Annotated in this window: 24 protein-coding genes and 1 tRNA gene; 15 read left to right on the top strand and 10 right to left on the bottom strand. The window is 53.6% G+C overall.

Features of this window, described 5'->3' with window-relative positions; all coding sequences use genetic code 11:
• Positions 1-44 precede the first annotated feature (44 nt).
• From EYY67_RS09050 to EYY67_RS09030, 5 genes are all read left to right on the top strand, one after another.
• Positions 45-1883, top strand: a complete 1839-nt coding sequence (locus EYY67_RS09050) for a DUF2264 domain-containing protein (RefSeq protein WP_131693351.1) — start codon at positions 45-47, stop codon at positions 1881-1883.
• Positions 1884-1910: 27 nt separating this feature from the next.
• Positions 1911-3200 (top strand): oligosaccharide MFS transporter, encoded by a 1290-nt coding sequence (locus EYY67_RS09045; RefSeq protein WP_095921745.1) that lies wholly within the window; start codon positions 1911-1913, stop codon positions 3198-3200.
• Positions 3197-4387: a glycoside hydrolase family 88 protein gene (locus EYY67_RS09040; RefSeq protein WP_131693350.1), complete on the top strand. Its 1191-nt coding sequence runs from the start codon at positions 3197-3199 to the stop codon at positions 4385-4387. The genes EYY67_RS09045 and EYY67_RS09040 overlap by 4 nt, the downstream gene beginning before the upstream one ends.
• 389 nt (positions 4388-4776) lie before the next feature.
• Complete coding sequence (rcsA, locus tag EYY67_RS09035; protein WP_131693349.1) at positions 4777-5391, top strand: transcriptional regulator RcsA; 615 nt, start codon at positions 4777-4779, stop codon at positions 5389-5391.
• 245 nt (positions 5392-5636) lie between these two features.
• Positions 5637-7337 (top strand): methyl-accepting chemotaxis protein, encoded by a 1701-nt coding sequence (locus EYY67_RS09030; protein WP_131693348.1) that lies wholly within the window; start codon positions 5637-5639, stop codon positions 7335-7337.
• A 97-nt stretch (positions 7338-7434) separates the two neighbouring features.
• On the opposite strand, the gene dsrB is transcribed toward EYY67_RS09030, so the two are convergent.
• The 6 genes from dsrB to EYY67_RS09000 form a co-directional block, all read right to left on the bottom strand.
• Entirely contained in the window at positions 7435-7632 is a 198-nt protein-coding gene (gene dsrB, locus EYY67_RS09025; protein WP_015697634.1) for a protein DsrB, read from the bottom strand.
• Between the two features lie 394 nt (positions 7633-8026).
• Positions 8027-8236, bottom strand: coding sequence for a transcription antiterminator/RNA stability regulator CspE (gene cspE / locus EYY67_RS09020; RefSeq protein WP_013575246.1), 210 nt, complete (start codon positions 8234-8236; stop codon positions 8027-8029).
• 298 nt (positions 8237-8534) lie between these two features.
• Entirely contained in the window at positions 8535-9485 is a 951-nt protein-coding gene (locus tag EYY67_RS09015) for an ion transporter (RefSeq protein WP_095921741.1), read from the bottom strand.
• A gap of 81 nt (positions 9486-9566) precedes the next feature.
• A complete protein-coding gene (locus tag EYY67_RS09010; RefSeq protein ID WP_095921740.1) occupies positions 9567-9905 on the bottom strand; it encodes a hypothetical protein in 339 nt (112 codons plus the stop codon).
• 103 nt (positions 9906-10008) lie between these two features.
• Positions 10009-11067: an NAD(P)-dependent alcohol dehydrogenase gene (locus tag EYY67_RS09005; RefSeq protein WP_131693347.1), complete on the bottom strand. Its 1059-nt coding sequence runs from the start codon at positions 11065-11067 to the stop codon at positions 10009-10011.
• A 206-nt stretch (positions 11068-11273) separates the two neighbouring features.
• Positions 11274-12284, bottom strand: a complete 1011-nt coding sequence (locus tag EYY67_RS09000; RefSeq protein ID WP_095921738.1) for an AI-2E family transporter — start codon at positions 12282-12284, stop codon at positions 11274-11276.
• Between the two features lie 557 nt (positions 12285-12841).
• Here EYY67_RS09000 and EYY67_RS08995 point away from each other — a divergent pair.
• Genes EYY67_RS08995 through EYY67_RS08985 form a run of 3 tightly spaced genes read left to right on the top strand, consistent with a single transcriptional unit; the run spans position 12842 to position 15513 of the window.
• A complete protein-coding gene (locus EYY67_RS08995) occupies positions 12842-13531 on the top strand; it encodes a DUF969 domain-containing protein (protein ID WP_015689851.1) in 690 nt (229 codons plus the stop codon).
• Positions 13528-14478: a DUF979 domain-containing protein gene (locus EYY67_RS08990; RefSeq protein ID WP_095921736.1), complete on the top strand. Its 951-nt coding sequence runs from the start codon at positions 13528-13530 to the stop codon at positions 14476-14478. The genes EYY67_RS08995 and EYY67_RS08990 overlap by 4 nt, the downstream gene beginning before the upstream one ends.
• A 12-nt stretch (positions 14479-14490) precedes the next feature.
• Positions 14491-15513 (top strand): DUF2891 domain-containing protein, encoded by a 1023-nt coding sequence (locus tag EYY67_RS08985; protein ID WP_131693346.1) that lies wholly within the window; start codon positions 14491-14493, stop codon positions 15511-15513.
• A 22-nt stretch (positions 15514-15535) separates the two neighbouring features.
• Here the strand turns inward: EYY67_RS08985 and lpxA are convergent, their stop codons facing one another.
• On the bottom strand, positions 15536-16324 hold the full coding sequence (lpxA, locus tag EYY67_RS08980) for an acyl-ACP--UDP-N-acetylglucosamine O-acyltransferase (protein ID WP_242675593.1): 789 nt from the start codon (positions 16322-16324) through the stop codon (positions 15536-15538).
• Between the two features lie 360 nt (positions 16325-16684).
• Here lpxA and EYY67_RS08975 point away from each other — a divergent pair, with 360 nt between their 5' ends.
• Both EYY67_RS08975 and EYY67_RS24495 read left to right on the top strand, forming a co-directional pair.
• A complete protein-coding gene (locus EYY67_RS08975) occupies positions 16685-18331 on the top strand; it encodes a phosphoethanolamine transferase (RefSeq protein ID WP_131693344.1) in 1647 nt (548 codons plus the stop codon).
• A 76-nt stretch (positions 18332-18407) separates the two neighbouring features.
• A complete protein-coding gene (locus EYY67_RS24495) occupies positions 18408-18578 on the top strand; it encodes a hypothetical protein (RefSeq protein ID WP_162928684.1) in 171 nt (56 codons plus the stop codon).
• On the opposite strand, the gene EYY67_RS08970 is transcribed toward EYY67_RS24495, so the two are convergent.
• Positions 18573-19472 carry a LysR family transcriptional regulator gene (locus EYY67_RS08970; protein ID WP_131693343.1) on the bottom strand — a complete coding sequence of 300 codons (900 nt, stop codon included), beginning with the start codon at positions 19470-19472 and terminating at the stop codon, positions 18573-18575. The two genes, EYY67_RS24495 and EYY67_RS08970, sit on opposite strands and share 6 nt — an antisense overlap.
• A 143-nt stretch (positions 19473-19615) precedes the next feature.
• Here EYY67_RS08970 and EYY67_RS08965 point away from each other — a divergent pair, with 143 nt between their 5' ends.
• Entirely contained in the window at positions 19616-20125 is a 510-nt protein-coding gene (locus EYY67_RS08965; RefSeq protein ID WP_162928704.1) for a phenolic acid decarboxylase, read from the top strand.
• 83 nt (positions 20126-20208) lie between these two features.
• Here the strand turns inward: EYY67_RS08965 and EYY67_RS08960 are convergent, their stop codons facing one another.
• Both EYY67_RS08960 and aqpZ read right to left on the bottom strand, forming a co-directional pair.
• The gene (locus tag EYY67_RS08960; protein ID WP_131693342.1) at positions 20209-21222 is read right to left on the bottom strand and encodes an alpha/beta fold hydrolase; all 1014 of its coding nucleotides are present in this window, start codon (positions 21220-21222) and stop codon (positions 20209-20211) included.
• A 93-nt stretch (positions 21223-21315) separates the two neighbouring features.
• Positions 21316-22011, bottom strand: a complete 696-nt coding sequence (aqpZ, locus tag EYY67_RS08955; protein WP_119827290.1) for an aquaporin Z — start codon at positions 22009-22011, stop codon at positions 21316-21318.
• A gap of 333 nt (positions 22012-22344) precedes the next feature.
• On the opposite strand from aqpZ, the gene EYY67_RS08950 reads away from it, so the two are divergent.
• The 4 genes from EYY67_RS08950 to EYY67_RS08935 all read left to right on the top strand — a co-directional run bounded on the left by EYY67_RS08950 (position 22345) and on the right by EYY67_RS08935 (position 25466).
• Entirely contained in the window at positions 22345-23808 is a 1464-nt protein-coding gene (locus EYY67_RS08950) for an EAL domain-containing protein (RefSeq protein WP_242675592.1), read from the top strand.
• 162 nt (positions 23809-23970) lie between these two features.
• Positions 23971-24165, top strand: coding sequence for a hypothetical protein (locus EYY67_RS08945; protein WP_123902718.1), 195 nt, complete (start codon positions 23971-23973; stop codon positions 24163-24165).
• A 305-nt stretch (positions 24166-24470) separates the two neighbouring features.
• A complete protein-coding gene (mtfA, locus tag EYY67_RS08940) occupies positions 24471-25247 on the top strand; it encodes a DgsA anti-repressor MtfA (protein WP_095921726.1) in 777 nt (258 codons plus the stop codon).
• Positions 25248-25390: 143 nt separating this feature from the next.
• A tRNA-Asn gene (locus EYY67_RS08935) sits at positions 25391-25466 on the top strand.
• Positions 25467-25695 lie beyond the last annotated feature (229 nt).

Here is a 25695-nt window from a genome sequence, read left to right as displayed (position 1 = left end):
TCCTTATTTTACTGGTTCCCACTCACGTCACCGGGAGAACTTTTATGACGCTGAAAAAAGTGAACACCCATAATCCGTTGCGAACCCGCGACGATGTGCAGCAACTGTTGAACGACATGCTCGCGGCGGTGTCGCCTTATACGGAAGAAGGCAAAAGCGGAATCGATCTCGGCAATTCCACCACCCACTACGGGAAAGAGATTGCCAAAATGGAAGCACTGTCACGCATGCTGTGGGGGATTTTCCCGCTGCTGGCCGGTGGCGGTGACTGCCCGGATTTGCCTTTCTATCTGAATGCCATTCGTTACGGCACCGACCCTGAACATCCGCAGTACTGGGGCAACATCCGCGATTTCGATCAGCGTTGTGTGGAAATGGCCGCTTTTGGCGTCGGGCTGACGTTGCTAAATCACCGTCTGCTCAGCCATTTCAGCGAACAGGAACAGCAAAATCTCGTCCGCTGGCTGGATCAGGGACGTAACGCCACCATTCCGAATAACAACTGGAATTTCTTCCCGGTCATGGTGCAGATGGGCTTTAAGACCGCCGGTCTGGCGTGGGACAAAGATGCCGTTGAAGCGCGGTTTGCGCTGATGGAAGACTATTATCTGGGCGATGGCTGGTATTCCGACGGTCCGGGAAGACCACGTGATTACTATATTTCGATGGCCTTCCATTATTACGGATTGCTGTATGCGCAGAATATGGCCGATGTCGATGCCCCGCGGGCGGCCATGCTGCGTGAGCGGGCGCAGCGTTTCGCCCAGGACTTTATCACGATGTTTTCCACCGGTGGCGCTGCCGTGCCTTTCGGCCGCAGCCTGACCTACCGTTTCGCTGAAGCCGCTTTCTGGAGCGCCGCCGCGTACAGCAAGCTGGACGTCTTCACGCCGGGCATCATTAAAGGGCTGATCCTGCGCCATCTGCGCCACTGGCTGAAAGAGCCGATTTTCGACCGCGACGGCGTGCTGAGCATTGGCTATCACACGCCGAATCTGGTGATGGCCGAGGATTACAACGCGCCCGGTTCGCCTTACTGGGCGTGCAAACTGTTTCTGGTGCTGGCACTGCCGCAGGACGATGCGTTCTGGCAGGCCGAAGAAGCGCCGCTTCCGGTACTGCCCGCCGCGCACTGTATTCCTCATGCTAACCAGATCCTGACCCGCGATGCCGAAGGCCAGCATGTGGTGATGCTCACCTCCGGCCAGCTTGAGCTGAATAACTTCGTCAATACCGAAGCCAAATACACCAAATTCGCCTATTCCAGTCAGTTCGGTTTCACCTTAGATCGCGGACGTTACGGGCTGAACCACGCCGGTTGCGATTCGATGCTGATGTTCTCTGAAGGCGACGGTTATTTTCGCGGACGCCGCGACTGCGCCGACACCCGAATCACCGGCGAGATGATCTGTTCCCGCTGGCTGCCGTGGCATGACGTTGCCGTGCGTACCTGGCTGATCCCCTGCGGTGACTGGCATCTGCGGGTTCATCACATTGAGAATCAGCGTCCGCTGGATACCGCCGAAGGCGGATTTGCGGTGATGCAGGAACCGGCTACCCGGACGCAACACACCGCAGACAAGCGGGCAGTGACGGTAACGGCACGGAACGGCATCAGCCGGATTGTCAGTCTGGATGACAGTTCACCCCGCGAGGCCGCCACCGTTATCACGCCGCCAAACAGCAGCATCATGTTTGCTGAAACCGCATCCATTCCGCTGCTGAAGTCGTCACTGCCTGCCGGTTCTCACTGGCTGATAAGCGCCGTGTGTGCGTCTGCCACCCGTGATATCCGCGCGCTGGCCGTGCCGGAAGTCAGTCGTCAGGGGCAACAATTGCGCTGGCAATATCAGGGTAACAGCGGGCACATCACGTTAGGTTAATCCTCAGGATCCGTTTCAGGAGTCACTATGAAAGCCATAAAAACAGCCAGTAAAACGGCTTACTATAAAATGAGCAGCTTTATATTCCTGTATTTCTTCACCTGGTCATCGAGCTTCGGGCTTTACGCCTTGTGGCTCGGACAAAAAGCCGGGCTGGACAGCGTCAGCATTGGCACCGTGTTCGCCATTAATGGCGTATTTGCGGTGATCATGAAGCCGGTTTACGGCTATATCATGGACAAAATCGGCATGAGCAAATCACTGCTCTATTTTGTGGTGCTGGTTTCCGCCCTGATGGCGCCGTTCTTTATCTTCGTCTATCAGCCGCTGCTGGACAGCCATCTGATGGTCGGGATTGTGGTCGGGGCGCTGTATCTGAGTCTTGGCTGGTACGCCGGGGTCGCGGCATCAGAATCGTACGCCGACCGTTTCAGCCGTCTGTATCACATGGAATTTGGTCAGGTGCGCATGTGGGGATCGCTGGGCTGGGCGCTGGCCGCCTCGTTCTCAGGCGTGTTGTTTAATCTGTCTCCGGCCTGGAACTTCGGGCTAAGCAGCGCCACCTCGCTGGTGATGCTGGCGGTATTGCTGTCGCTGAAAATCGGCGATGAGCAACTGAGAAATAACGATGTGATCTCGCAACAAAAAATCGTCTTCAGCGATGTGATTTTGCTGCTCAAAAACCGCAAGTTCTGGATGTTCTCGCTGTATGTCGCCGGTGTGGCGTGGATGATGTTTGTTGCCGAACAGCAATTCTCACGCTACTTCGTCACCTTCTTCGCCACCAAAGAGCAAGGCAACGCCTGGTACGGCTATCTGAGCACCGTACAGTCCGGCCTTGAGTTTCTGATGATGATGGTGATCCCTTTCCTGGTGAACTATTTCGGTGCCAAGAAAAGCCTGTTGCTGGTCGGCGCGCTGGTGGGATTGCGGCTGATTGCGTCCGGGCTGACCAACGATCCGCTGCTGATTTCCATTATTAAGCCCTTCTACGGCCTGGAAATCGCGCTGCTGCTGGTGTCGGTGTTCAAGTACATCGCCGAGCATTTCAGTAAACGCGTCAACGCCACCATGTATCTGCTGGGCTATCAGGCGATGATTTACGTCGGCTCGATTGTCGTCGCGCCCCCAGCCGGTTATTTCTACGACCGCATCGGTTTTGAACACACGTATCTGATTATGGGCGGCATCGCGCTGTGCTTTACGCTGATTTCCGCCTTCACCTTATCTGCCTGTCACAGTTTGCGCTCCGGCGTCCCCGCACCGGCGGAACAGGTTGACCTTGAGACTATTGGAATGGAAAGGGAGAAAGTATGACTATCACCATCGCGAAAGAGACGTTACTGCCCGTGGAACTGAATCAGCTGGACAGGATCGCCTTTGCGCAAAAAATGCAGCGGGCGCGCCAGACGGTACTGAGCAAAATTTCCCGTAATCTGGAGAAGTTCGGTGATAAGTTTCCGGCGGAAACCTGCGTGAACGGCCATTATCCGCTGACGGAAAATGTCGAGTGGACCACCAGTTTCTGGACCGGACAACTGTGGCTGGCGTGGGAAATGACCGGCGACGACCGGTATTGTCACGCGGCGGAAAAACAGGTGACCTCTTTTGGTAACCGCATCGCCAACCGCATTGATACCGCGACGCATGATCTGGGTTTTCTCTACAGCCTGTCGTGTGTCAGCGCCTTCAAACTGACCGGCAACCGTCAGGCCCGTGGCTTCGCGCTGCTGGCCGCCGAGGCGCTGATGGAGCGTTTCAATACCACCGCGAAAATCATTCAGGCATGGGGAGATTTGCAGGATCCGGAACAGGCTGGACGGATGATTATCGACTGTAATATGAACCTGCCGCTGCTGTACTGGGCGAGTGAGCAAACCGGTGAACCGCGTTTTGCTCAGGCGGCACGCGCACACGCTGAACAGGCGGCGAAATATATTGTCCGTCCTGACGCCTCGACCTATCACACCTATTACATGGACACCGTCACCGGCGAACCGCGCTTTGGCAATACCCATCAGGGATATGCCGATGATTCCTGCTGGTCACGCGGACAGGCCTGGGGTATTTACGGCTTTCTGCTCAGTTACCGTTATACCGGCGATGCGGATCACGTCGAGTTGTCCCGCCGTCTGGCGCATTACTTCCTCAACCGCTTGCCGGAAGATGATGTCTGCCACTGGGATTTAGCCCTGCTCGGCACTGACGCGGTGCGCGACAGTTCAGCGGCAGCCATCGCCGTGTGCGGCTTGCTGAGTCTGGCCACCACCCTGCCCGCCACGGATGACAAACGTGCCTGTTACGAGGAAATGGCGCTGCGCATTATGGATTCGCTGACTGAGAACTATCTGACATCTGAGGAAGAAGATTGTGACGGTTTGCTTAAGCATTCGGTCTATCATATGGCCAGCGGCAAAGGCGTCGATGAGTGTTGCAGCTGGGGCGACTACTTTTATGTCGAAGCCCTGACACGCGTGACCCAGTGCTGGCAGTCTTACTGGTGATCGCTGTGACGCAGTGTTTACGCACTGCGTCCGTTTTTCCTGCCATTTTCATTCGTGAATTGTTTTTAAGGATAAGCAAGGTCATCATCGGAATGCTAAGTGTTCCAGCGTGTTACTGTAACATCCCACTCCATAAGCCTTTCTTCTATGTCCTTACATCCATTAAGAATAGTCTGAATTGTGGCGATTTCTTTGTACAGTCACAAAGTTAATCCTGACATAAACCAAATTAATCAAAATCCTCCATGCCCCGGAAGGGGTAAAAAAATCACTTCCAACCGGTCAATTTTCATGCAAAAAGTAGAGCCAGCACGCAGTTTGTGCTTTTTGTGCTGACACCTGAGAATCCAATCATTATGCAGAACAGGGACGTCCTATGGGGACTTACTATGCAAACGATAATCTTGGATCCATGCCGGTATACGCGTCTCGGCTTGCAACAATTTCTTGCCAGTGATCACGACGTCAGTTACGTCAACCATTTCGATCAGTTACTCAATGGTTGCGCCAGACTGAATCCTTCCATTGTTTTTATTAATGAGGATTGCATATTGTCCCATTCGGGCAATAAAGAACGACTGGGAGAACTGATCAACGAACACCCGGAAACACTGTTTTTTATCTTCATGTCGCGCACACGTATTCATTTCGAAGAGTATATTTTCGTTCGTAAGAACGTGATTATCACCTCGAAATCAATTAAGGCGGGCACACTGAAACTGTTGATGAATCATCCGCTACTGCCGCAGGCGCAGGATCCTGCCATCAGCGGAGTGCTCGATACCCGGCCCGTCATGCTGAGCCGCTCTGAATCGGCGATGCTCAGAATGTGGATGTCCGGCAACGGCACCATTGAAATATCTGACAAGCTACAAATTAAGACCAAAACGGTGTCCTCTTATAAGGGAAATATTAAAAGGAAAATAAAATCACCGAATAAGCACATTATTTATCACGTCGTCCGCTTATGTGATCAGCTCACGAACGGCATCTATGTGAATTAATCCTCTCCCTTTTTGGGTTCCCGCTACAGGCTATGCGATCGCGTGGCCTGTAGTGATCCGGATTAATCTCTGAAAATGAGATCTGCGCCACAAATATAAACTGAATCCCTCCGCCTGAATGCCGATGACACCTTATGGCGTTTTTTTCGTCACGGCCGGACTTGCCCGCTGGCAATGCCTTTATCGCTGTCACTGATCGCCCGGAACAGGCGGTCTACAGGATCACCAGAGCGGAACAAAATAAAATGGATACTCCTACACTTTTAAATACCAGAACCTCTTTTATCAGCAATATTCGCCTTATCACCCTGATCAGCCTGATCCTCACCGGGATACTTTTCCTCTTTGCGGTTTCCATCGGCACCTCCGGTTTCTTCTTAAAGCAAAGTAACGCCGCCCTGGCCAACGCGACGCAGGAACTGCAAATCCGCCTGGCGCTGTCCAACAGCTCTAACCATCTGCGCACCGCGCGGTTACTGCTTATTCAGGCCGCTGCCGCCGCGCGTATCGGCGATCAGGATGTGTTTAAACAGAACCTGACTGACGCCGCCAGCCGCATCAAACAGTCGCAATCGTCCTTTGATACCTACATCAACCGGCCCAATAAAACCGATAAAGACCGGGCGCTGGATGAGCCGCTGAAAGTGGCCTACAGCGCGTACCTGACCAAAGGTATGACGCCGATGCTGGATTCCGCACAACAGGCCCATTTCGAGGAAGTGATTTCTCAGGAAGCCGAAACGGTGCGCGGTCTGGATCTGGCCAATAACGTGCCGTTGCTGGCGGCGATTGCCTATCGCACCGAAACCGCCAATGCCATCAATGATAAAGCGCAGCGTAACGCCGTTCTCGGTTATACCCTGATGGGCGGCGGTTTCCTGCTGGCGCTGGTGCTGACCTTCATTACTTATCTGGTGATGCGCAAAGTCATTATTAATCCGCTGAACAAGCTGGTGACCCGCATCCAGAAAATTGCCGAAGGCGACCTGACACAACCGGCGCAGAGCAATGGCCGCAATGAAATCGGCGTACTGAGCAGTAACGTGGAGCAAATGCAGACGTCGCTGGCTTCCACCGTGCTGACCGTGCGTGAAGGCGCAGTGTCGATCTATCAGGGTTCGACGGAGATTGCGTCGGGCAATACCGATCTTTCTTCCCGTACCGAGCAGCAGGCCGCCGCGCTGGAAGAAACCGCTGCCAGCATGGAACAGCTGACGGCGACGGTGAAACAGAACTCCGAAAACGCCCATCACGCCAGCAAACTGGCCGCTGACGCCTCCGGTAAAGCGCAGAAAGGCGGCAATATTGTGGCGAACGTCGTCACGACTATGGATAAGATTTCGCGCAGTTCGACCAAAATCGCCGAAATCACCAATGTGATTAACAGCATTGCTTTCCAGACCAATATCCTGGCGCTGAACGCCGCCGTGGAAGCCGCCCGCGCCGGGGAACAGGGTCGCGGATTTGCCGTCGTTGCCAGTGAAGTACGCAATCTGGCGCAACGCAGTGCGCAGGCCGCGAAAGAGATCGAAGCGCTGATCGAGGAATCCGTCGATTACGTCGGCGAAGGCAGCATTCTGGTCGGTGATGCGGGCGATACGATGTCTGAAATCGTCACCGCCGTCGGCCATGTGACCGACATTATGGGCGAAATCGCCTCGGCGTCGGACGAACAAAGTCGCGGGATCAGTCAGGTCAGCCAGGCGGTCTCGGAGATGGATGGCGTGACGCAACAAAACGCCTCGCTGGTGCAGGAAGCGTCAGCGGCAGCCGCGTCGCTGGAAGAACAGGCCGCACGTCTGACGCAGGCCGTGGCGGTATTCCGTCTGGACAACAGTACGCGAAGCGCCGCGCCACAGCGTCCGGCGGCATCACGTACCCTACCCGCGCCGGCATCCCGCTCACCCAAAGGTGTCAGCGGGCACCCTGACTGGGAAACCTTCTGATCCTTCATCGCGCCTTTTTATCAGGTGACAGGCAAAAAAATACCGGTGGCAATCTGATTGCCCCGGTATTTTTTTATGCGCAGAGGGTGCGAAAACGTTACTCCGAACCTTCGCGCGGTTCGACGAAGGTGCCGTCTTTGGTGTCGCCTTCATTGAAGAACCAGATACCTGCCGGATAGTCTTCCAGCGACACCAGATACATGACGCCTTCGTAAAATTCCTCTACGGCTAAGACTTTACCTTCGCGGCGTGGTCCGCCGTCGGTTTTTACTGTCACAAGATCATTAACTTTCATCAGGTTATCCCATGGTTTTCAATTAGGTATAGTGTAGTACAGACCGCCGTACAAAGGCATGGCAGAAAGGAAAAGTTAACCCGAAAACCCTAAAATAACCCTGCGTGATGAATTTGCATTTTCTTAACACTTTGACGCCAGAATCCTGACTTTCATTTCTTTTATACTGACAGCGTGCTCACCCCCGAGGGAGTACAAAATGAATGTCATAAGAAATATTTTTGCCCGCCACTATGCGGGCTTTTTTTTGTCCTTTTGTCAGGTTCCGGGGGAAATCCGTCAGCCCCTCACAAAAGCACACCGGTCAGTTTGACAAACAACAGACGTAAAAAAACCCGCGCATGCGGGTTTTTGTCATCTTTACGTTTATCGCTGAAACAGCGGTAAAGCAAGATTAGATAGCGGTAACGTTAGCCGCAGACGGACCTTTAGCACCGTTCTCGATAGTGAACTGTACGTTCTGGCCTTCAGCCAGGGTCTTGAAACCTTGATCCTGGATAGCGGAGAAGTGTACGAACACATCTTTGCTGCCGTCAGCAGGAGTGATGAAGCCAAAGCCTTTAGACTCGTTAAACCACTTAACCTGACCTTTCATCATTGACATAGGAATTACCTTTTAAAAATAAATTTCGCCACCATGGGCATGTTATAGCCGGATTTCAGTCGTTACTTATGGAGGCACTAAGAAGGAAATTCGTCAGAGCAGGGTTATCATGGATAACGCTTTAAATTGGAACAACTTTACTCAGGATGTCGTGCATAAATAGGTCTGTACCACAGGCCGGTATGTATTTACTCATGACTGCCCTTTAATAGCAACTCTTTTTAACGCAAAGCCACGGTAAACACCAAAAATAGTCGAAATATGTACCAACCAGTACAATGAATGAGCAATTATCAGGCTATTTTTCAACAGGTTGGGAATTATCTGCCGCCAATACCGCGCCGCAATGCGCGCAAAATTTTGCATCTATTTCATGGCCGGAATGCAGACAAGTCTGACAAGAACGGGCAGCACGCCCTTTTTCTAACTCTTGTGACATATAAGCCGTCAAAATCCCGGTCGGTACCGCAATAATGGAATACCCCAGTAAAATGAGCACCGACGCCAGCATTCTCCCCAGCGCCGTATGCGGCGTAATATCGCCATAACCGACCGTGGTCAGTGTCACCACCGCCCAGTACACCGAGGCGCCCAGCGAGGTGAATCCGTCCTTGCCGCCTTCCACCGCAAACATCAGCCCGCCGAACAGACACAATATAATGGCCACAAAGCCGAAGAAGATGCCCAGTTTGCGCCGCGCACGCATCAGGCTGCGCCACAAAATCCCGGCGTCATTCATATAGCGCAGCAGCTTGAGCACCCGCAGTACGCGCAATACCCTCAGCAGACGCACCAGCACCACCAGGTCCGGCGACACGGCGACCGAAGGCAACAGCCAGATGATATACATCGGCAACACGGTACACAGGTCGATGATGCCGAAGAAACTCAGCGGATAGCGGATTTTTCGCGGCGAGGAAATAACCCGCAGCACATATTCCACCGTGAACAACACGGTGAAGGCCACTTCCATCAGGCCAAAGCGATACAGGATATCCGGTGTATCCGGGAAGAGATCGCTGGCGCTCGATTCGATGAACAAAAACAGCACGCTCAGCAGCGAGATCACAATCCAGAATGTTTCCATCCGGCGGCCGCTGCGGGTGCGGTGTTCAAATAAAAGGGCATAGCATTTGCGTCGTGCTGACGCGAAGAAGCGGTAATCCTGGGCCATATCCGGTACCGGCAGAAGAGAATACTGGCAAGAATAGACGCTTTTGGCCGCCACGCCTACGGGGAAAAAGTCCATAAAAAAACACCGGTCACAGGGTGTATTCTGATACACGATGTGACCGGTGTTCACTGGCCGGAAGTCAGACTGAGCGGCGCGTTAATCCATTAACTCAGACACGGCGTGACGGACATAGGCCGTGATTTGCGCCACGTCGTCAGCATCTGCGCTGCCGCCGCCAATCGACCGTACGGTATTTTCCAGATGGCCGATGTCCTGCTCAACTTTCTTCGCAATCTGCACTTTTACAATGGTGTCGACTGAAGAGATAAAAGCCCGCATGACAGCTTTCAGCGCGAAAATCTCGCCGAAAGAGTCGTACGCAGGTTTGTCAGCAGCCGTTGTCTGCGCTGCCCGTGGTGGCAAGTTTTTCAGGCTGTCCACATGTTCAATCATCAGATCCATGTCTCTGATGAGTTCATCAAAACTCTTAGCCACTGGTTTTCCTTCGCCCGGCGAAAGGCAGCAGGATACCACCGCGCTTTCAAGGGGAGAAGTCACAGAAACGTGTAAAGCACAAATTTCGGCTCAACACGCCCTGTCAGGCATTTTTCAGCGAAGCCATATCCACCACAAAGCGGTATTTCACGTCGCTTTTCAGCATACGTTCATACGCGCCGTTGATGTCCTGCATGTCGATCATTTCCACATCACAGGAAATGTCATGCTCAGCACAGAAATCCAGCATTTCCTGCGTTTCAGCGATACCGCCGATCAGGGAACCGGCAACGGTTTTACGGCCACCGACCAGTTTGCCACTGTGCAGCGCAGGTTCGATTGGCTCGATCAGACCGACCAGAATATGCGTACCGTCGCGTTTCAGGGTTTCCAGATACGGATTCAGGTCATGCGGATTTGGCACGGTGTCCAGAATAAAGTCGAAGTGGCTTTTCACGGCAGCCATTTGTTCCGGGTCGGTAGACAGCACAACGTGGTCAGCGCCCAGACGGTAAGCTTCCTGCTCTTTGCCTTTGGAACGGGTGAACAGTGTCACATCGGCGCCCAGTGCTTTCGCAAATTTCAGGCCCATGTGCCCTAACCCGCCCAGACCGACGATAGCCACTTTATGGCCTTTACCGACTTTCCAGTGTTTCAGCGGTGAGTACGTCGTGATACCGGCGCACAGCAGCGGTGCGGCAGATTTGATGTCCAGTTTTTCAGAAACGCGCAGCACGAATTTTTCAGAAACCACGATTTGTTCGGAATAACCGCCGTAGGTCATCATGTTGTCATGACGATCGTGGCTGTTATAGGTCATGGTCGCGCCTTCTTCACAGTACTGTTCCAGGTTTTCCGCGCAGGACTCACAGTGCTGACAAGAATCGACCATACAGCCGACACCCACGGTATCGCCGACGTTAAAGCCGGTCACTTTCGCGCCAACCTGTTTCACGCGGCCAATGATTTCATGCCCCGGAACCATCGGATAAATACTCTGATGCCATTCATTACGCGCCTGATGGATGTCGGAGTGACACACACCGCAGTACAAAATGTCGATCACAACGTCGGTATCACGCGGTTCACGGCGAACAAAATTATGAGGCGCAAGAGGCGCATCCGCTGAAAGGGCAGCGAAACCACGAACGTTAAGCGTCATTTTTATCTCCTGATTGGATTACGGAATACTTCATGCCCGCAAAAAGGCAGGCACCCGTAAAGTATGACGGCTTAAGATGACGAACAGATATAACGATTCTCGCGATTGCTTGCCTGAATCTGTTTTTTTCAGGATGTTTAAGGGAGATCGTACAGAGACCGGACAGTGGCGCCATGAACCTCACGGCGCCACATTTTCAGAAAGGATTAAATCAGACCTGCTTCTTTCAGTTCGCTTTTCAGATAGGCGTAATAGATAGGTGCAGCCACCACGCCAGGGATACCGAACGCCGCTTCAAAGACCAGCATCGCCAGCAAGACTTCCCAGGATTTCGCCTTGATACGGCTGCCGACAATCCGCGCATTGAGGAAGTATTCCACTTTATGAATGATGATCAGATAGGCCAGTACCAGCGCCCCGACCCACAGGGATAGCGACAAGCCGACAATGAAAATCAGCGTATTGGAAATCAGGTTGCCAATCACCGGTAACAGCCCGCAGACAAACGTCACCACCACCAGCGTTTTCGCCAGCGGCAGATGAATGCCGAACAGCGGTAAAATGCCGAACAGGAAAATGCCCGACAGCACCGTGTTGATTAATGAAATCTGGAACTGGGCGAAAACCACATTGCGGAAGGCTTCGCCCAGCAGATGCATCCGCTGCAACAGCTCTTTTTTCAGCGGCGCGTGCAGCTCGCCTTTTCGCGGTTGCTGAAGCGAAATGATCGCCCCGAGGATCATACCGATGATCATCGTGAGGAAAACATGCGCGGCGTTCTTGCCCACGGCCTGAATCATCACGATATGCTCACGCAGCCATTGCAGGAAACTGCGCTGCAACTCTTCAATATTGGCGGGCAGATAATGCAACAGCACCGGCGACAGGCGGCTTTGCGCATCCGTCAGTAACCGCGACACCATCGCATTAAAGGCCACCGGATTGCGCATATCTTCCATCAGGAAATCGGCAATACCGGCAATGGCCAGCGTCAGACAACTGATGACCAGCGTGCCGATAATCGCCACCACCAGCCAGCGGGCACGCTCGCCGCTGATAATTTTCTGAAAGTACGGTGTGAGCGCATTAATGAGTTCAAACACTAAAAAACCGGCGATAAAACATGCCAGTAAATGAAGAGGAAGAATCAGTAACAGCCCGCTCATCACAATCAAAACACTGAGCCAGCGAATTTGATTCGATCTCATAATCTGCATTGCCTGTATCCTTAAATCTCTGAGTACCAGGTCTTGCCCTGGCGCGGCTGACATCATAGCACCGAACCTCAGCGCGCAATCTCCCTGTCACCTAAACAGGTAAGAAAATTTTGACAGTGAGGCCGCGTCTTCTGACATCGCCGGTGAACAGCGGATAAAGAAAATCCGAGAGTGTGGAGAAGAGTCTGTCTGAATTAAGCCGCGAGAAACTGACGAGGACGAATAATCCGTCTTTGCTTATCTTTAATTGATCCGCTCAGATGGCCGGGTTATTTATTCTGATATTCCAGCCGCTGCCTGTCAGATTCACCACAGATATTTCCCGCACCAGTGAGATATATTGCCAGATTACGCCCCGCCAAATTTAAAGAATAATTTCCTGTGACCCGCCATGTGTTTGCGTCTTGCGTTCACCGTTTACGCTTGTTACTTTCCGCCTCACACTTTTATTTATACGCATCTGTTCTATGTAATAACCCGCAGTTATTACCCGCGTATAGATAAACGTGAAATCCATAAAAAAATAAGACAAACGCAACATTATTGAGGGACAGACTATGTGGGTTTTAATTGGTATTCCGATCGTCGTGCTGGGTTTTGCACTGCGGTTTAATCCATTATTAGTGGTCACCGTTGCCGGTATTTCTACCGGTCTGGCGGGCGGCATGCATACCATCGATATCATCAGTGCCTTCGGTAAAGCCTTTACCGATAACCGCTATATGGGGCTGATCTGGCTGACCCTGCCGGTGATCGCCATTCTCGAGCGCAGCGGCCTGAAAGAACAGGCGCGGCATCTGATCTCCAAAGTCCATGCCGCCACCACCGGCCGCGTGCTGATGCTGTATTTCTTCCTGCGTCAGATGACGGCAGCTCTGGGCCTCAACTCGCTGGGCGGTCACGCGCAAATGGTACGCCCGCTGATCGCGCCGATGGCGGAGGCGGCGGCGACCACCAAATACGGTGATTTGCCGAATGATGTGCGCCAGAAAATTCGTGCACATGCGGCTGCGGCAGATAACGTGGCGGTATTTTTCGGTGAAGATATTTTTATCGCCGTGCAATCCATTTTGCTGATTAAAGGTTTTCTGGAGCAATACGGTATTAATGTGGAGCCGCTGCACCTTTCTGTCTGGGCGATCCCGACCGCCATTGCCGCACTGATTATTCACTTTATTCGTCTGTGGTTGCTTGACCGCTCACTGGCTAAACGTTTTGACGTTCACCACGGGAGCACCGCGAAATGATCACCTTACAAACGGTCTATATTCTGGCGGGCCTGATGTTCTGCGCCTACGCGTTCTTTAATGTGCGCGATAAATCTAATTCACGCCGTTATGTTAACGCGCTGTTCTGGGGCATTTACGGGGTGACTTTCCTGTTCGGCGCTGAGCTGCCGCATTTTGTCACCGGCTGCATGGCGATTTTGCTGGCGATCATTGCCGGTACCGGAAAGCTGGGCAAAGGCAAAACCGACAGCGAACAGCCAGCGTTAGTGGAAAAACGTGAAGCGGGTGCCAAACGCTTTGGTAATAAGCTGTTTATTCCTGCGCTGATGATCCCGGTGGTCACCCTGATTGGCACCCTGACGCTGAAATACACGCCGCTGGTGGAAGCCAAAAACGTCACCCTGATTTCACTGGTTCTCGGCACGCTGGTCGCCTTCTTCGTGGCGCTGATTATGCTGCGCGATTCGCCGGTCAAAGCCGTCAAAGCGGGCGGACAAACCATGGATACCGTCGGCTGGGCAGCGATTTTGCCGCAGATGCTGGCCGCCCTCGGCGCATTGTTCGCGCTGGCAGGCGTCGGTGGCGTGGTGTCGGATCTGGTCAAAAACATCATTCCGCTCGGTTCGCCGCTGGCGATTGTGATCGCCTACACCTTCGGCATGGCGCTGTTCACCATGATCATGGGTAACGGTTTTGCCGCGTTCCCGGTGATGACCGCCGGTATCGGTCTGCCGCTGATCGTCAATCAGCTTGGCGGAAACCCGGCGATCATGGGCGCGATCGGCATGTTGTCCGGTTTCTGCGGCACATTAATGACCCCGATGGCGGCCAACTTCAACATCGTGCCCGCCGCATTGCTGGAGTTACAGGATAAAAATGGCGTGATCAAGGCGCAGTGGAAAACCGGCGTCCTGCTGTTACTGGTTAACACCGCCTTTATGTATTTCTTTGTGTTCCGTTTCTGATAAGGAAAGCCGATGACGACGCAACAGTGCACCACCCTGACGCCGGAAATGGCGTCACGTTTTGCCTCACTGGCGCTGAACCATTTAACGCGGGAGTTTCCGAACAAGCTGATGCATGCCATGAGCAGCGCGGCTGACGCCCGGACACCGCGCCAGCTGCACCCGATTTTTTATGGCAGCTACGACTGGCATTCCTGCGTGCACGGCTACTGGCTGCTGCTGCGCCTGCTGGATCGTTTTCCGCAACTGCCGGAGGCGGAAAAAATCATGGCGGTGATCGGTCAGCATTTCACCCCAGACAACGTCGCCGGAGAAATGGCCTATCTGCAACAGCCGCAGCATGCCGGATTTGAAAGGCCATACGGCTGGGCATGGTTTCTGGCGCTGACGCAGCAACTGCATGAAATGGCCTTGCCGCAGGCAGCGGAATGGGCGAAAACGCTGGCACCGATGAGCCGGTTCTTTGAAAAAAGCATGGCGGAATTTTTGCCCAAAGCCACGTATCCGCTGCGCGTCGGCAGCCACTTTAATACGGCCTTTGCGCTGGCGTTAACGCATGATTACGCCCGCAGCGTGAAGCATCACACACTGACCGCGCTGATTGAAGAAACGGCCCTGCGCTGGCATCTCGTGGATGTACATTGTCAGGCGTGGGAACCGGGCGGCGATGAGTTCCTTTCGCCGTCGCTGATGGAGGCCGAACTGATGCGCCGCGTGTTGCCGGGCGAGGCTTTTGTGACCTGGTTCGGGCGCTTCCTGCCGGATCTGGCGCACAGCCAGCCTGCCACGCTGTTCACCCCCGCCACGGTCACCGACCGCAGCGACGGCAAAATCGGCCATCTCGACGGGCTGAACCTCAGCCGCGCCTGGTGTCAGCGTTCGCTGGCTTCGGCGCTGCCGGCGGGTGATCCGCGCGTTGCGCTGCTGCGTCAGGCCGCCGAAGCCCATCTGCACAGCGCGCTGGACCATCTCGACAGCACGTATATGGGCGAACACTGGCTGGCGACCTTTGCGCTGCTGGCGCTCGACGCCTGACCGCCAGCCCTTCCTCCTTCCGTCAGCGCACAATCCCGCGCGCGGAATGGAGGAAGAATTCATTGAAGTGGCACAGTAACGGGTATTCCACGCTGAGCCGCTCAATTTCCGCTTTGACCTCCTCCACCGCCGCCTGCTGGTGATACAGCAAATCGTACAGATAGCGGATCACATTTTGCTGCGCGGCATCTGCCTGCCGGAAAGCGGCGGCCTGTTCATTGATGCCTTTCGGCACGGCATGGTTGCCGCCCGCCAGCACAAACGGCGGCACATCCTGCACGGCACAGGTGCCGGTCAGCAAATGTGAACCGGCCCCGACAATACAAAACTGATGCACCGCGCACATCGCGTCAATCCGGGCATCATCCCCCAGCATCACATGCCCGGCCAGACCGCTGTTTTCACCGATTACTGTCGCGTTCCCTACCTGACAGTCATGGCCGATATGTACGCCGCGTGCAAAGACATTGCCGTGACCGATGCGGGTCATGCCACCGCCCTGCGCGGTGCCGCGATGCAGTGTGGCGTGGCGACCAATGCGGTTGCCGTCGCCGATTTCCAGCCCGGTCGGTTCTCCGGCGTATTTCAGATCCTGACTGACTTCGCCAATCGACGATCCCATATCGATCTGGTTATCTGCCCCTATTTTGGTGTTGCCGTTGATGACGACATGGGAGGCAATGCAACTGCCTTCGCCGATATGCACACCGGCGGAAATGAAACAGAAAGGCCCGATCACAACGTGCGGGCCGATAATGACGCCGGGTTCAATGATACTGCTGGCCGCAATTGTGGCCGAAGATGAAATCAACGCAGACATCCTTCTGACAACCGGCAGGCTGTCAGTGGTGAATTAACCGGTCAGGATTAATCAGGGGAAGGTCAAAATGAGCGGAGAAAAACGCACTCAGAGAGGTATAAACGATTGATGGTTTTTTGTTCACGGTCATCGCTATGCCGCACAGCATAAGGCTTCCGGCCCGCAAACCCTGCCTCTTATATTTTATTTATTTTCTGAACCTTTTCAGAACGCCGTGAGCACGAATCGCTAAGGCCAGACGCACTAAGGCTTTCTTAAGCTTCAGTCACTAGGATACCCGACAATTCATTTACCCACGTTATGTTTACCTCTGCGTAACCCCGGTTATCGTCATCCTGTTGGGAGTCGTCATTGCGCTATTTATTCCCGAAAGTCAGCTACTTTAAGCTGACTTTGCTCCTTAGCCTGTATTTCACTTTCGTTGTTAACCTGCCAATTTTGTTACATTTTTACCGCATCCTGCATGCGTTACCGGCGTACAACCTGGCCTTTGCCATGACCATTCCGGTGGTGCTGTTTGCGGCACTGAACTTTGTCTTCACCCCGTTCAGTTTCCGCCCGCTGCTTAAGCCTTTCTTTATGATTGTATTACCGGTCAGTGCGCTGGCCAGTTTTGCGATGATGACTTTTCAGGTGGTCTTTGATCGCGGCATGATTGAAAACATTCTTGAGACGCAGTCTGCGGAAGCCGGTTCGTATCTGAATATGAAAGTGGTGTTGTGGTTGGTGTTCACCGGCATCCTGCCAGCGATTTTGCTGTTTTTAACCCCGGTCAGCTACGATAAAACACCTTTGCGCCGCCTCGGTGTGCGTCTGGTTTCGATGGTGATTTCGCTGCTGGTGGTCGCTTCGGTGGCCGGTATTTTCTACAAAGATTACGCCTCCGTCGGCCGTAATAACCGCACCCTGAATCTGGAAATCGTGCCGACCAACTATCTCTACAGCGCCTTCCAGTACATGAATCACCGGTATTTCACCGCTAAGATGCCGTTCCGCACCCTTGGCAACGATGCAAAGCAGGTGCAGCAACCAGGGCAGAAACCGAATCTGGTGTTTCTGGTGGTGGGTGAAACCGCGCGGGCGCAGAACCAGTCATCTGACGGCTATGCCAAACCGACCAATCAGTACACGCAGGCCATTCCCGATGTGGTGTTCTTCCATAAAATGACTTCGTGCGGCACGGCCACGGCGATTTCTGTGCCCTGTATGTTCTCCGACATGAAGCGCACGGATTACGATGCCAACCGGGCGCGTAACAGCGAAGGGTTGCTGGATATCCTGCAAAAGGCCGGGGTTTCTGTCTTCTGGAAAGACAATGATGAAGGCTGTAAGGGCGTTTGTGACCGCGTGCCGAAAGTGACGATTGATACCCAAAAAGACGGTAAATATTGCGATGGCGAGACCTGTTACGACATGGCGCTGATGCAACATATCGATGACGATATCAAGCCGGACGGCAAAAATACCCTGATCGCCCTGCACCTGATCGGCAGCCACGGCCCGACCTATTACAAACGTTATCCGCCGGCGTTCCGCAAGTTCACGCCGGATTGCCCGCGCAGCGACATCGAAAACTGCTCGCAGGAACAGCTGGTAAATACCTACGACAATACCCTGCTGTATACCGATTACATGGTGTCGCAGGTGATTGAGAAGGCGAAGCAGTATCAGGATAAGTACAACGTGGCGGTGATTTACCTGTCTGACCACGGTGAGTCGCTGGGTGAAAATGGCCTGTATCTGCACGGCACGCCTTACCGCGTGGCGCCGCCGCAGCAGACCCATGTGCCGATGCTGTTCTGGTTGTCCGAAGGGTATCTGAAGGCGCAGGGCATCGACCTGTCCTGCCTGAAAGCCAACGCCGCCACTAAGGATGTGTCGCAGGACAATCTGTTCCACACCGTTCTGAGCGCGATGAATGTGCAGACGTCGGCTCGCGATCCGCAACTGGATATTCTGGCGGGCTGTCGCGCTGCGCAAGAAAACCTGAACAATTAAAAAAAAGCTGTCCGTTTTTATTCCGCTTTTGCGGGCGTAAGTTAGTTTTACACCCGCTAACGCATGGAGAATAAAAATGGACAGTCTTGAAACAGACCTTAAAAACCTCGAAAAGATGTTTATCCGCAGCGATAAACAGGACAACACGCCAAAAACCGGTATACGCCGCTGGCTGTATATTCCGGTGGAAAAAAGGATGCAAATCCTCCGAGACCTGATGCAGCCTTATGCCCGCAAAAACTTATAAATGGGGTGTGCCGCACTCCGCCAGAATACTTTTTGACAGCGCGCTGACGGTTTTATCATACCGCTCTGATTCATTATCCATCACCATATACAGCGCCGTTTGCCTCACCGTCCGGGCTGATAATGCCAGACGGCTGAGCAAACCGCTCTTCAGCGCGTTTTCCACACTTTCCAGCGGGACCCAGCCGTAACCTACCCCGACCGCAATGGCTTCTGTCGTCGCGCCGACCGTGGTAAATGTCCAGCTGGCCATGGTGCCCGACGGGGGATTCTCACCGGGCGGGGAATGCCGGTCAGCCACGCTGATCAGCGGAAAACGCGCCAGATCCTCCACAGTCAGCGGCACAGGAAGGCTCATCAGCGGATGATCACTTTTCGCCACCGGCACAAAATCCACATCCAGCAGAAAGCGCCCGTGGATGGCGTTTTCCGGCGCCAGCGTAGTGATATACAAATCCGCCGACCGTTCCCTGAGTTGCTCAATACTTTCTCCGCGCAGAATTTCCGTCAGATGCACGCGGGTATCCGGAAACTGACTCTGGAAATTTTTCAGCGCGCGGAACAAACGGTTTTTCGGAAACACGCTGTCGACCACCAGACTCAGTTCGGTGCGCGTGCCGCCTTTCAGCCCGGCGGCGCGATGTTCCAGTTGCAGGAAAGCCGAGATCAGCGGCGCGGCCTGAGTCAGCAAAGCTCGCCCCTGTTCGGTGAGCGTGGCCTTGCGTCCGCTGATTTCCAGCAACGGCAGGCCGAGACGCGTCTGTAAGCTGCTCAGGGCATAACTGACCGAAGACTGACTGCGGTTCAGCACTGTCGCCGCCTGCGCGAAACTCCCCTCCTCAATCACCGTCTGTAATACGACCCATTGTTCCAGTGTGGTACGTGGCAGTGCCATAACGTCGGTTCTCCCGATAATTATCCCATCGGAATTTTAGATGATTTTCATCTGAAATCAGCGTTTTTTTATCCGTTTTTTAGCGCGTACTATTCTCTTTATCGAAACAACAGGTTTCACCCCACACTGAGTTAAGGAGAATAATAATGAGCAACTTTGATAAACATGACCTGAGCGGTTTCATCGGCAAACACGTGGTTTACACCTATGACAACGGCTGGAACTATGAAATCTACGTGAAAAACGCGCAGACCCTGGATTACCGTATTCACAGCGGCCTCGTCGGTAACCGCTGGGTGAAAGACCAGCAGGCGTATATCGTGCGTGTGGCCGCCGACGTCTACAAAATTTCGTGGACAGAACCGACCGGCACCGATGTCAGTCTGATTGTGAATCTGGGCGATAACGTCTTCCACGGCACCATCTTCTTCCCGCGCTGGATCATGAACAATCCGGAAAAAACCGTCTGCTTCCAGAACGATCACATTCCGCTGATGAATTCCTATCGCGATGCCGGACCGGCGTATCCGACCGAAGTGATCGACGAATTCGCCACCATCACTTTTGTGCGTGACTGCGGTGCGGATAACGACACCGTGATTGATTGCGCGGCCAGTGAGTTACCGGCTAATTTCCCGGACAACCTGCGTTAACCGTGTAAGCGCAGACATAAAAAAAACCGCAGTCCGACCAGGCTGCGGTTTGTTATGCTGCGGATTTCAGACAGAAAGGCGTTTCAGCGTGCCAGCGTTTTCAGCAGCACCGCATTGAATTTCTCCGTCTCTTCCATCTGCGGTGCGTGGCCGAGACCTTTAAATTCAATCAGTTTCGCATGAGGGATCAGTTTTGCGGCCTGTTTACCCAGCACCTGGTAATGGCCGATTTTGGCTTTTACTTCAGGCGGCGCAATGTCACTGCCAATCGCCGTGGTGTCTGACGTGCCAATCATCAGCGTGGTCGGCACACGCAGATTTTTGAATTCGTAGAAGACCGGCTGGGTGAAAATCATGTCGTAGATCAGCGCGGAGTTCCACGCCACCAGCTTATGCCCCGGCCCGTTATTCAGCCCCGCCAGCATATCCACCCAACGGTCATATTCCGGCTTCCACTTATTCACGTAATAGGTTTTCAGCTCGTATTGCTTAATGCTCTCCGCAGAGGTTTTCAGCTCACGGTCATACCACTGATCCACCGTGCGGTACGGCACGCCTTTGGCTTTCCAGTCTTCCAGCCCGATCGGGTTGACCAGCACCAGTTTTGAGACTTCCGGTGCGAACATCAGGCTGTAGCGCGTCGCCAGCATCCCGCCGGTGGAATGCCCGACAATCACGGCTTTGGTGATCTTCAGGCTTTTCAGCAAATCATGGGTATTGGTCGCCAGTTGCTGGAAGCTGTACTGGTAATGGGAAGGTTTAGTTGATGAACAAAACCCGACCTGATCCGGCGCGATCACGCGGTAACCGTGGCTGACCAGCGATTTGATGGTGCCCCCCCAGGTGGCGGCGCAGAAGTTTTTCCCGTGCATCAGCACCACCGTCTGGCCGTTTTTGCGACCGGCGGGTGACACATCGAGATAACCCATTTGCAGCGGCGCGCCCTGCGAGTTAAAGGAAAATTGCTTCAGCGGATACGGATAGTCAAAACCCTGTAACTGCGGCCCGTACGTCGGGGCATCGGCAGCCACAGCAGCCTGACTGGCGGAAAAGGATAAAACAGCGGCACAGAGAAGCAGTTTAAAACGGGGAAGCATCGGATTGTCCTGGTGGTGTTCACTGAACAGACGGCGTAAAGCCTTATGCTACAAACTTTACGCCGTCAGGAAAACCACTTAACGCTGTCTGCGTCAGTCTTTCGATTGCAGAATGTAACGGTAAATCAGTCCCCCCACGACGCCACCCACCAGCGGCATCAGCCAGAACATCCACAACTGCTGGATTGCCCAGGTGCCCTGGAACAGCGCCACCGCCGTACTGCGCGCCGGGTTAACGGACGTATTGGTCACAGGAATGCTGATGAGGTGGATCAGGGTTAACGCCAGACCGATCGCAACCGGCGCAAAACCGGCCGGTGCGCGTTTGTCTGTCGCACCGTGGATCACGATCAAGAACACGGCGGTCAGCACGCCTTCAATGGTCATCGCCGCCGCGAGGCTGTAGCCACCCGGAGAATGCTCGCCATAACCGTTTGAGGCAAAACCGCTGGCCGTGGCATCAAAACCGGCGTGACCGCTGGCGATCACATACAGCACAGCGGCCGCTGCGATACCGCCCAGCACCTGTGAAATGATGTAAGGCACCACATCCGCAGCAGGAATGCGTCCACCGGCGAATAAACCCAGCGTCACCGCCGGATTGAAATGACCACCGGAAATATGCCCGACCGCAAACGCCATGGTTAATACGGTCAGACCAAACGCCAGTGCCACACCGGCAAAACCGATGCCCAGCGCCGGGAATCCGGCAGCAAAAATCGCGCTACCGCACCCGCCAAAGACCAAAACGAACGTGCCGATGAACTCGGCAGATAATCTCTTCAACATAGTAAAACCCCTGCGTCATATATGGGAAATTTCCCTTTTAGCCACATTTAATTGCTATAGCAAAAGCTAAAAGCGGGATAATACGCCCACTATTTTTGATTAAAACCAAAAATAGTTGAACACTGAAATATTCATGATATGCATCAAAAATGAGATTATTTGAGGTGTGATTTTGGCCTTCTTATCGGGCTGTCGCAGTAGATAACTCTATTATAGGTTATATTAACTGGACGAAATTTCTTTCTCTCGCGCTCACTGGTGGATATCCCTTTGGCTTTAAACTGGTTAAACCGACCGCACATCCGGATTTGCCTCTCTGTACTGGCTTTCATTGTGGTCGCAGCCCTGGGGATATTGGCGATTTCGTGGCAAACCTCGCAGGGCCTGCGCCGTGACACCCGCGCGAGCCTGCAACAATCCGTCAGACTGGTTGATATGACGCTCGATAACGCGGCCATCGCCTCCGGCGCGGTCGAGCACCTGATCGGACAACCTTGCGACCCGGCCACCCTGCAGGCATTGCGCTGGCAGGTCGCCAGGGTACCAAACATCCGCACCGTCAATCTGTACCGCCAGCACACCATTTATTGCACCTCCTTATTCGGCCCGCGCTCGGACAATATCTCGAACGATCGCTACACCGGCGGCCAGCTGATGCTGATGAGCGGCAACAGCGTCACGCCGGACCATCCGCTGATCGCCTACCGCCATGATGTGAACGACAGCGGCATTCTGATCGGCGTCGATGGATATTTTCTGCATAACATTCTCCGGCTGCTCAGCACGCACGCGTATCTGATATTGCAGGTCGGCGATCAGTGGATGGACAGCCAGGGCAAAATTCATCAGGGGACTGACTGGCCGGACGGCGAGAGAATGGCGCTGACGTCGCAGCGTTATCCTTATGAAGTGCGGCTGGTGATCCGCAAAAGTGACCACTGGAATTATATCTTCGATTACGCCAGCCTGAGTCTGGTGCTGTTTCCGCTGGTCAGCATTTTCATCGCCTTTATGACCTACATCCTGCTGGGACGTTTTGGCAACCCGACCTCCGCGCTGAAAGCGGCGCTGGAGAAAAAACAGTTCATTCCGTATTTGCAGCCGGTGGTGGACGGCACCACTCATGAGATCACCGGTGCGGAAGTGCTGATGCGCTGGCAGCATCCGCAGTCGGGTCTGATCCCGCCTTACCAGTTTATTCCGCTGGCCGAAGAGAGCGGCCTGATTGTGCCGATGACCCGCTCGATCATGGCCCAGGTGCGGGAGCAGTTCGGTCCGATTGCCGCGCAGTTGCCTAAAAATTTCCATTTCGGCTTTAATATCTGCGCGGGACACTTCAAAGATCTGACGCTGGCGGAGGACTGCAAAGCCTTTATCGATGCGTTCCGGGAGAACCCGATCAATCTGGTTTTGGAACTGACTGAGCGGGAACTGATTGAACCCGGCGAGGTGACACACAGCCTGTTCCGCGCCCTGCGCAGAATGGGCGTGCTGATCGCCATGGATGACTTTGGCACCGGCCATTCCAGCCTGGCGTACCTGCAAAAATTCCATATCGACATATTAAAAATCGACCAGAGCTTTATTGGCCGTATCGGCACGGACGCGCTGGCCGGGCATATCGTCGATAACGTGATTGACCTCGCCAAGCGCCTGCAAATGATCATTGTGGCAGAAGGCATCGAGACCCAGACACAGGTCAATTATCTCGCGCCTTACCGGCTCGAATTCCTGCAAGGCTACTTTTTCGGAAAGCCGGTCGCTCCCAATGACTTCATCGACAAATGGCTGACATAACGCTGCGATGCGGACGCGGTAAATCCCGTCTGCGATCACAGTTCAGACGCCCGGTTCGCTGCACTATATTGTCACGACGGGCGGCGGTTAAATAAGCCCACAAAAACACCTGCAACTCTGTTTTCAATTATTCAGCTCAACCTCATGTTGTGAAGGATATCGATGATGAAAAACATTCCCCTTGAAGGTGAAAGCGTGCAGATTGGTTTTAAGAACGGACTTTATGTTTCTTTTTCAGACTGTTACCACGACGGAAAAGTAGAACATATTGACCGGGATGCCTTTATTGCCTTACTGGCAAAAGAATTCAAAACCACCTCAGAGAATATCGAGACCCAGGTCAGCAACTATTTATAGTCCCTGCCTGCACTGTGAATAATAACGGCATTTTCCGGTCGGATTTTTCATAGTCATCAGCATAAGGAGCCTGACGTGCCCGCGCATTTCTCCCGTTGCGGGCACGTTGCGGACTCTGTGACTAGACTAATAACGTGAGCTACGTCTTATAAGATGCGCGCGCTTTTTGCTTAAAATCCGCCGATGTGTAACATCCACACAGTTTCCGTCTGATAGCGAAGCTAACTTGTTGAAGTTACTTGTATTGGAGTACTCTGGCGGGGAACCCTGCTGATAATCCGAATGATCACTTTGCGAGCAAGATGATGATTAAGTGGCCGTGGAAAGCGAATGACCTGAAAATTGAGAAATCAGAGGCGTGGAATGACGCTCTGAATATTCCGCTTTTATCTTCCCTGAACGAGGACGAGCAACAGCGTCTGGTGCAGGTTGCCAGCCAGCTGCTGCAACAAAAACGGCTGGTGCCGTTACAGGGCATTGTGCTGACTGAGCAGATGCAGGCGCGGATCGCATTGCTGTTTGCGCTGCCGGTGATGGAACTCGGCGCATCCTGGCTCGACGGTTTTCATGAGATTTTGCTCTACCCTTCCCCGTTTGTGGTCGATTCCCCGTGGCAGGACGAAAACGGTCTGGTCCATGCCGGTTCGCAAATCCACGCCGGTCAAAGCTGGGATCAGGGGCCGATTGTGCTCAACTGGCAGGATATCGAGGACTCGTTTGATAACTCCGGTTTTAACCTGATCATCCACGAAGCCGCGCACAAACTGGATATGCGCAACGGCGGCGAAGTCAGCGGTATTCCCCCTATTCCGCTGCGTGAAGTGGTGTCATGGGAACACGATTTGCAGGCCGCCATGCAGAATTTGCAGGACGAGATCGACACCGTGGGTGAAGACGCCGCCAGCATGGATGCCTACGCCGCCACCGATCCGGCAGAATGTTTTGCCGTCCTCTCGGAATACTTCTTTAGTGCGCCAGAATTGCTTTCAGAACGATTTCCGCTGGTATACGGTCATTTCACCCGTTTTTATCAGCAGGACCCGCTGGCAAGGCAACTTCGCGGCCACCGCTGCGACTGTTAATCAGCACAATCCCGGGGAATTTTGGCACGTATGAGGGCCTTTTATGGCGACATTGCTTAGTTGCTGAGCAGTCGGCGGGTTTTAGTGATTTTAGCGTTGACACTCCGCAGCCCTCTGGATATCATGCGCCCCGTTCACACGATTCCTCTGTAGTTCAGTCGGTAGAACGGCGGACTGTTAATCCGTATGTCACTGGTTCGAGTCCAGTCAGAGGAGCCAAATTAGAGAAGCCCGCTTAAGGAAACTTAAGCGGGCTTTTTGTTTTGAAGATATTAAATATCTCACCGAAAGATTTTACCCATCAAATAACGACGCGCTTAGGATGCAGAACTGACGGCTTTGAGAATATAGCGTTTATCTTACTTAAGTGCTTTCAGCCAGGGAGCTATATAGTTCTCTTGTTGACCCTCACCAATGATTCCCAGGCCCTCCTCAAGAATGCCCTTCC

The sequence above is a fragment of the Rahnella victoriana genome (assembly GCF_004330295.1).
In the GTDB taxonomy this organism is placed as follows: domain Bacteria; phylum Pseudomonadota; class Gammaproteobacteria; order Enterobacterales; family Enterobacteriaceae; genus Rahnella; species Rahnella victoriana.
This window is presented reverse-complemented; position numbering and strand designations above follow the sequence as displayed.

What these genes read in the sequence shown, in the direction of transcription:
- EYY67_RS09050 (WP_131693351.1), top strand. Translation starts at nt 45, where the DNA reads ATGACGCTGAAAAAAGTGAACACCCATAATCCGTTGCGAACCCGCGAC.
- EYY67_RS09045 (WP_095921745.1), top strand. Translation starts at nt 1,911, where the DNA reads ATGAAAGCCATAAAAACAGCCAGTAAAACGGCTTACTATAAAATGAGC.
- EYY67_RS09040 (WP_131693350.1), top strand. Translation starts at nt 3,197, where the DNA reads ATGACTATCACCATCGCGAAAGAGACGTTACTGCCCGTGGAACTGAAT.
- rcsA (WP_131693349.1), top strand. Translation starts at nt 4,777, where the DNA reads ATGCAAACGATAATCTTGGATCCATGCCGGTATACGCGTCTCGGCTTG.
- EYY67_RS09030 (WP_131693348.1), top strand. Translation starts at nt 5,637, where the DNA reads ATGGATACTCCTACACTTTTAAATACCAGAACCTCTTTTATCAGCAAT.
- dsrB (WP_015697634.1), bottom strand. Translation starts at nt 7,632, where the DNA reads ATGAAAGTTAATGATCTTGTGACAGTAAAAACCGACGGCGGACCACGC.
- cspE (WP_013575246.1), bottom strand. Translation starts at nt 8,236, where the DNA reads ATGTCAATGATGAAAGGTCAGGTTAAGTGGTTTAACGAGTCTAAAGGC.
- EYY67_RS09015 (WP_095921741.1), bottom strand. Translation starts at nt 9,485, where the DNA reads ATGGACTTTTTCCCCGTAGGCGTGGCGGCCAAAAGCGTCTATTCTTGC.
- EYY67_RS09005 (WP_131693347.1), bottom strand. Translation starts at nt 11,067, where the DNA reads ATGACGCTTAACGTTCGTGGTTTCGCTGCCCTTTCAGCGGATGCGCCT.
- EYY67_RS09000 (WP_095921738.1), bottom strand. Translation starts at nt 12,284, where the DNA reads ATGCAGATTATGAGATCGAATCAAATTCGCTGGCTCAGTGTTTTGATT.
- EYY67_RS08995 (WP_015689851.1), top strand. Translation starts at nt 12,842, where the DNA reads ATGTGGGTTTTAATTGGTATTCCGATCGTCGTGCTGGGTTTTGCACTG.
- EYY67_RS08990 (WP_095921736.1), top strand. Translation starts at nt 13,528, where the DNA reads ATGATCACCTTACAAACGGTCTATATTCTGGCGGGCCTGATGTTCTGC.
- EYY67_RS08985 (WP_131693346.1), top strand. Translation starts at nt 14,491, where the DNA reads ATGACGACGCAACAGTGCACCACCCTGACGCCGGAAATGGCGTCACGT.
- EYY67_RS24495 (WP_162928684.1), top strand. Translation starts at nt 18,408, where the DNA reads ATGGACAGTCTTGAAACAGACCTTAAAAACCTCGAAAAGATGTTTATC.
- EYY67_RS08970 (WP_131693343.1), bottom strand. Translation starts at nt 19,472, where the DNA reads ATGGCACTGCCACGTACCACACTGGAACAATGGGTCGTATTACAGACG.
- EYY67_RS08960 (WP_131693342.1), bottom strand. Translation starts at nt 21,222, where the DNA reads ATGCTTCCCCGTTTTAAACTGCTTCTCTGTGCCGCTGTTTTATCCTTT.
- aqpZ (WP_119827290.1), bottom strand. Translation starts at nt 22,011, where the DNA reads ATGTTGAAGAGATTATCTGCCGAGTTCATCGGCACGTTCGTTTTGGTC.
- EYY67_RS08945 (WP_123902718.1), top strand. Translation starts at nt 23,971, where the DNA reads ATGATGAAAAACATTCCCCTTGAAGGTGAAAGCGTGCAGATTGGTTTT.
- mtfA (WP_095921726.1), top strand. Translation starts at nt 24,471, where the DNA reads ATGATTAAGTGGCCGTGGAAAGCGAATGACCTGAAAATTGAGAAATCA.